General features: G+C 61.7%; 5 protein-coding genes. 1 reads left to right on the top strand and 4 read right to left on the bottom strand.

Going from position 1 to position 5,584, the window contains the following annotated elements; translation table 11 throughout:
• Positions 1 to 54: 54 nt before the first annotated feature.
• Complete coding sequence (gene sfnG / locus ACRESD_RS12500) at positions 55 to 1,140, bottom strand: dimethylsulfone monooxygenase SfnG (RefSeq protein ID WP_431751172.1); 1,086 nt, start codon at positions 1,138 to 1,140, stop codon at positions 55 to 57.
• Positions 1,141 to 1,408: 268 nt separating this feature from the next.
• Here sfnG and ACRESD_RS12505 point away from each other — a divergent pair, with 268 nt between their 5' ends.
• Complete coding sequence (locus ACRESD_RS12505; protein ID WP_431751173.1) at positions 1,409 to 2,647, top strand: acyl-CoA dehydrogenase family protein; 1,239 nt, start codon at positions 1,409 to 1,411, stop codon at positions 2,645 to 2,647.
• On the opposite strand, the gene ACRESD_RS12510 is transcribed toward ACRESD_RS12505, so the two are convergent.
• The 3 genes from ACRESD_RS12510 to ACRESD_RS12520 all read right to left on the bottom strand — a co-directional run bounded on the left by ACRESD_RS12510 (position 2,644) and on the right by ACRESD_RS12520 (position 5,552).
• A complete protein-coding gene (locus tag ACRESD_RS12510) occupies positions 2,644 to 3,429 on the bottom strand; it encodes a sulfite exporter TauE/SafE family protein (RefSeq protein ID WP_431751174.1) in 786 nt (261 codons plus the stop codon). The genes ACRESD_RS12505 and ACRESD_RS12510 overlap by 4 nt on opposite strands.
• Before the next feature lie 113 nt (positions 3,430 to 3,542).
• Positions 3,543 to 4,847: an ATP-binding protein gene (locus tag ACRESD_RS12515; protein WP_431751175.1), complete on the bottom strand. Its 1,305-nt coding sequence runs from the start codon at positions 4,845 to 4,847 to the stop codon at positions 3,543 to 3,545.
• 3 nt (positions 4,848 to 4,850) lie between these two features.
• Complete coding sequence (locus tag ACRESD_RS12520) at positions 4,851 to 5,552, bottom strand: response regulator transcription factor (protein WP_016971864.1); 702 nt, start codon at positions 5,550 to 5,552, stop codon at positions 4,851 to 4,853.
• Positions 5,553 to 5,584 lie beyond the last annotated feature (32 nt).

Here is a 5,584-nt window from a genome sequence, read left to right on the forward strand (position 1 = left end):
GTTAGGGCGGCTTCGCCCCCCAGCGCGGGGCAAGCCCGCTCACTACACACCAGGTTAAGCCACCTGCTTGATCGCCGCCTTGGCTTCCAGTTCGCGTACCAGCGGCAGCACGCGTTTGCCGAAGTACTCGACTTCTTCCTGGAAGTGCAGGAAACCCGCCAGCACCAAGTCCACGCCTACGGCCTTGAGCGCCACGATGCGCTCGGCAATCTGCTGTGGCGTGCCGATGAGGTTGGTCTTGAAGCCGTCGTTGTACTGCACCAGGTCCTCGAAACTGGACTTGGCCCAGTTGCCCTCGCCTTCAGGTGAAGCCTTGCCCGCCTGTTTGGCCGCGTCGCCAAAGGCATTCACCGCTTCCGGATCGGCTTTGTCGATGATCTCCGCCAGCACGGCGCGGGCTTCTTCTTCGGTGTCGCGGGCGATCACGAAGGCATTCACGCCGACTTTCACCGAATGATGATTGGCGGCGGCCTTGGCGCGGATGTCGTCGACCTGAGCCTTGATGCCTTCCGGGGTATTGCCGTTGGTGAAGTACCAGTCCGACACCCGCGCCGCCATGTCCCGTGCGGCCCGCGAGCTGCCGCCCTGGAACACTTCCGGCTGGCCCAGGGGCTTGGGTTTGAGGGTGTAATTGTTGAAGCGGTAGAAATCGCCTTTGAAGGTGAAATCGTCCTGGGTCCAGATGCCTTTCAAGGCGCGGATAAACTCCTCCGAGCGACGATAGCGCTCATCGTGTTCCAACCAGTGTTCGCCGATGGCCTGGAACTCCCCCTTGAACCAACCGCTGACGATATTGACCGCGATACGGCCATTGGTGAGCTGGTCGATGGTCGCCAATTGCTTGGCCGCCAGCGCCGGTTGCCAGGGGCCAGGCAAGATCGCCGCAATCACCTTGAGCTTGGTCGTCGCGGCAAGCAGCGCATGGCTGAATGCCACGGATTCATGTTGATTCTCGGCGCCGTAACCGGCGGTAAAGCGAATCTGCGTGAGGCCATATTCAAAACCGGCCGCTTCGGCCAGTTGCGCGAGTTTGCGGTTGTAGTCGATACCCCAATGGGTGCGCTGCTCGATCTTGCTCACCACCAACCCACCGCTGACGTTGGGTACCCAATAGGCAAATTTCACGGCTTGCTGACTCATCTGGCTGTACCTCGCACAAAAGGATGTACATGGGCTTGAGCAGCAAGCATGCCAGGCTGGGCCAAAGGCCCGGGCTACAGGCATTACGGCGCAAAACACAGGATTGGGATACGTGGCCGCTAATGTGAGGGATCACGTCGTTTTGCGGATCTGCTGTTGCTGGAGCAACAGCGAGCCGCCACCCCTGCCCCGTAAATACGGGCCAAAAGGCCCGGCACGGACTGTGCAATCCCCTCAAGACTTGATCACTGCCAAGGAGCCGTTCCCCATGACTGAGCAACACGTCATCAACCCGCTGTCCATCGGCGTCGACTACCCCACATTGGCCGCACGTTTCCGGCCGATTTTCCAGCGTATCGCCGAGGGCTCGGTTGAGCGCGAACACACCCGCACCCTGCCCTATGAGCCGATCCAGTGGCTCAAGCAAGCCGGCTTTGGCGCCGTGCGGGTGCCGGTGGAATACGGTGGTGGCGGTGCGTCGTTACCCCAACTGTTTGAACTGCTGATTGAACTGGCCGCTGCCGACTCGAACGTGCCACAAGCCTTGCGCGGGCATTTCGCCTTTGCCGAGGATCGCCTGAATGCCGCGCCGAGCGCCGGGCGCGACCTATGGTTCAAGCGCTTTGTCGACGGCGATATCGTCGGCTGCGCCTGGACCGAAATCGGCAATGTGGCCATTGGCGATGTGGTCACCCAGGTCAGCCCCGACGGCGACCAGTGGAAGCTCAACGGTGAAAAGTTCTACAGCACCGGCAGCCTGTTCTCGGACTGGATCGACGTGTACGCCCAGCGCAGCGATACCGGCGCCGACGTGATCGCTGCGACCCGTACCCACCAACCTGGCGTGGTGCAAAGCGATGACTGGGACGGCTTTGGCCAACGCACCACCGGCAGCGGCACCACGCGCTTTACCGATGCCGTGGTGGAAGCCGAGAACGTCATCGACTTTTCCACCCGTTTCAAATACCAGACCGCGTTCTACCAGTTGGTGCTGCTGGCGAGCCTGGCCGGGATCGGCCGAGCGGCGCTCAATGACGTGGCCCAGCAGGTGCGCAACCGCAAGCGAATCTATAGCCATGGCAACGCGGCCCATGTGAGCCAGGATGCGCAGGTCCAGCAAGTGGTGGGTGACGTCGCAGCGCTGGTGTATGCCGCCGAAGCCAGTGCCTTGAAAGCCGCCGTACCGGCGCAACGGGCCTACCTGGCGCGCTTTGCGGGGGATGAGGTGGCGGAGCGGGAAGCCAATGTGGCGGCGGAGATTGAATCGGCGACGGCCCAGGTGGTGGTGTCGGCATTGATCCAGCGTGCCACCACCGAACTGTTCAACGCGCTGGGCGCGTCGGATGTGCGCCAAGGCAAGGCCCTTGACCGGCATTGGCGCAACGCTCGCACGGTGTCGTCCCACAACCCGGTGATCTACAAGGCGCGGATTGTCGGTGATTGGGTAATCAATGGCACGGAGCCGCCGTTTGTGTGGCAGATCGGCAACGGTCCGGCCAAGGCTTAGAAGGCCAGCTTGTAGCCGATGGTCATCAACATGATCGCCAGGCACGGACGCAGCACGCCATCCGGGACTTTGCCGGTCATGTGGCTGCCGAGGTAAATGCCTGGCAACGAGCCCATCAGCAGGAAGCCGAGGAGGTGCCAGTCCATGTTGCCCATGCTGGCGTGGCCCAGGCCCGCCACCAGGGTCAGGGGCACGGCGTGGGCGATCTCGGTGCCGACCAGTCGGCGCGTGGCCAGGAAGGGATAGAGGATGAACAGCGCCACGGTGCCGAGGGCGCCGGCGCCGATGGAGGTCAGGGCCACCATGGTGCCGAGGATCGCGCCGGTGACCACCGTCAGTACGTTCAGGTTGCGCGGGCTCATGTGATAGTCATCACCCGCATGGCGCTGGGCGAAGGCGAGCAGGCTTTTCTTGAACAGAATCGCCAGGGCGGTCAGCAGCAACACCACGCCGAGGGCTTGTTTGATGACCGCGTTCATCGCACTGGGGTCGGTGTGCAGGCTGGCGAGGAACCACAGGGTCAACAACACGGCCGGAACGCTGCCCAGGGTGAGCCAGCCGGTGATGGTCCAGTCGATGTTCTTGTTCTTGCTGTGTACCAGCACGCCGCCGGATTTGGTGATGGCGGCGTACAACAGGTCGGTGCCTACGGCGGTCGCCGGGTTGATGCCGAACCACAGCAGGATCGGCGTCATCAAAGAACCGCCGCCGACACCGGTCATGCCGACGATAAAACCTACGATCAGGCCAGCCACCACAAAACCAAAATTACCCACATCCATTACAACTACCTGCGGCCTTATAAATTTCTGGCGGCAGGATAGCGATTTTTCTTATAACGACTTATACCAATATCATCTGAGTTTATGCTTTTTGGTTGAAATCATGCACTCGGTCATGCCCCGGCCGCCGGCAACCACAACCGGAACCGCGCGCCGCCCAACGGTGACGCCAGCGCAGTCAGCGTACCGCCTTGGGCTTCGACTGCGCGACGGCTGATGGCCAACCCCAGGCCGAAACCACCGGTGGCACGGTCACGGCTGCGGTCCAGGCGGTAGAACGGCTCGAAAATGCGCTCGCGCTGGTCCACCGGAATACCGATGCCATCGTCATCCACGCAGATCTCACAGCCCTTGGGGCACACCTTCACCCCAACCTGAATGCGTTTGTCGCAATAACGCGTGGCGTTGCGCAGCAAGTTCTGCAAAGCGCGGGCGGTGAGCCGTGGGTCGAGGGTGAAGCGCTCGACGGCGCAATCAAGCGCCACGTCGATGACAATCTCGGGGTTCTCCAGCTCGTCGTCGACGCTGCCCAATACGCTGTCGACAAACTCATCGAGCACGACATCCACCTGCTCGGGCAATTGCGCCGGGTTCTGCAGGCGACTGTACGAGAGCAATTCCAGCACCAGTTCGTCCAGTTCGCGAATGTGTGCCACCAGGCTTTGCAAGCGCTCGCGACTGGCCTGGGGCAAGTCTTCGGACAAGGCCAGCGCCAGGCCGAAATCCAGGCGCGTGAGCGGCGTGCGCAACTCGTGGGAGACCGCATTGAGCAGGTCGCGTTGCTGGTTGAGCAAGTGCTCGACGTCGTCGGCCATGGTGTCGAACACAGCGCCCAGGCTGCCAATGCTGGAGCTGGCCGGGATGCGCGTACGCTCGCTCAGGTTACCCTTGCCCAACTGCGCGGCAGTGGTTTTCAGGCGTTCCAGGTCACGCCAGTGCGGGCGCAACCACACCAGCAGGCAGGCCAGCAGTGCACCGACGATCAACACATTCATCGACCAGTACAACAAGTTCATGTCCAGCGGGTCGGGCGGTACGCTCAACTTGACCACAAACTGCTGGTTGATCGGTGAACTGATGTCTTCCATCCAGCCCCACTCCCCCAGGCGGATCACCGGCTTGCCCTGCTCCAGCAGCTTTTCTTCTTCGGGCGTATAGCTGGCGTCCTGGCGTAGCAGCAATTGCACCTTGAGCGGAGCAAAGTCGCGGTTCAACTGCTCGGTGACCTGGGACCAACGCTCCACCGGCGCCCGTAGGTACTGTTTGACTATCAGCTTCTGCTGGCCACGGGTCTGTTCGACGTTGTAGTTCGTATAGCGGTGTTCGAACAGTTGGATCACCAGCTTGGGAATCAGGAAGATCGCCGCGCTGTAGGTGATGATGGTGATCAGGTAGAGACGAATCAGCACACGAAACATGAATCAGCATTCCCACTCGGAACGGCTGAACAGGTAACCCTTGCCCCACACCGTCTTGATCTTGCGGGCCTCACCGGCATGGTCATCGAATTTACGGCGCAGCTTGGAGATGGCCACGTCCACCGAGCGGTCGGTGCCATTGAACTCGATACCGCGCAGGCGTTGCAGGATCTGGTCGCGGCTGAGCACTTCCCCGGCATGCCGAGCCAGTACCACCAGCAGGTTGTATTCACCGCTGGACAACTCCACCGGCTGCTCGCGCCAGGTCACCGTGCGTTCGGACAGGTCAATGCACAGGTTGCCCATGATGATCTGGTCGTTGGCCACCTGGGGCTCGGACAAGCTGCTGCGACGCAGCAAGGTGCGCACGCGGGCAAGCAGCACACGTGGCTCGCAGGGCTTGGTCACGTAGTCGTCGGCGCCCATCTCCAGGCCCAGCACTTGGTCGTGGCTGTCATCGCGAGCGGTGAGCATCAGGATTGGCAGGCCTGCCGAGTCGGCACGCAACAGGCGGCAAACTTGCAGGCCGTCGAGGCCGGGCAACATCAGGTCGAGGATCACCAGGTCCGGCGGGTTGAGGCGCGCACGCTCACGCACGTGGTCGCCACGGCTGAGCACGCTGACGTGGTAGCCATTGCGTTCCAGGTAGCTGGCAATCAGCTCGGAAAGGGCGGCGTCGTCTTCCACCAGGAGGATGTTGGGCATAAAAGGTGTTTCCAGAAAATACAGTTATTGGT

It is taken from the genome of Pseudomonas sp. (genome assembly GCF_050739995.1).
Taxonomy (GTDB): Bacteria; Pseudomonadota; Gammaproteobacteria; order Pseudomonadales; family Pseudomonadaceae; genus Aquipseudomonas.

Excerpts from the sequence above, each read along its gene's own strand:
- sfnG (WP_431751172.1), bottom strand. The coding sequence starts at position 1,140 with ATGAGTCAGCAAGCCGTGAAATTTGCCTATTGGGTACCCAACGTCAGC.
- ACRESD_RS12505 (WP_431751173.1), top strand. The coding sequence starts at position 1,409 with ATGACTGAGCAACACGTCATCAACCCGCTGTCCATCGGCGTCGACTAC.
- ACRESD_RS12510 (WP_431751174.1), bottom strand. The coding sequence starts at position 3,429 with ATGGATGTGGGTAATTTTGGTTTTGTGGTGGCTGGCCTGATCGTAGGT.
- ACRESD_RS12515 (WP_431751175.1), bottom strand. The coding sequence starts at position 4,847 with ATGTTTCGTGTGCTGATTCGTCTCTACCTGATCACCATCATCACCTAC.
- ACRESD_RS12520 (WP_016971864.1), bottom strand. The coding sequence starts at position 5,552 with ATGCCCAACATCCTCCTGGTGGAAGACGACGCCGCCCTTTCCGAGCTG.